1 pseudogene is annotated in these 251 nt (G+C 53.0%); it reads left to right on the top strand.

Going from position 1 to position 251, the window contains the following annotated elements:
* A pseudogene (locus JW499_RS22270) lies at window positions 1-251 on the top strand (hypothetical protein); the annotation flags it as partial.

Raw genomic sequence — 251 nt, 5'->3', positions numbered from 1 at the left:
AGGCTGAAACAGCGGCGATCAGCTATGAACTGCATGACTATCTGGAGTTGGTTGATTATACCGGGCGGGCGATTCATCCCACCAAGCGGGGTTATATTACAGCGGATACCCCACCGATACTCGTCAGGCTCGGGATTGATACCGATCACTGGTTGCAACTGATGCGACCGCAAGGCATACATATCGCCACCGTTATCGGCCATAGCACGCGTATTGAAGACTACCTGAAGCGGCACCAACAACGGCATATC

Origin of the sequence: Amphritea pacifica, assembly GCF_016924145.1 — a bacterium.
Classification (GTDB): Bacteria; Pseudomonadota; Gammaproteobacteria; order Pseudomonadales; family Balneatricaceae; genus Amphritea; species Amphritea pacifica.
Note: the sequence above shows the minus strand (reverse complement) of the source record. Positions and strands in the feature narration are given on the sequence as shown.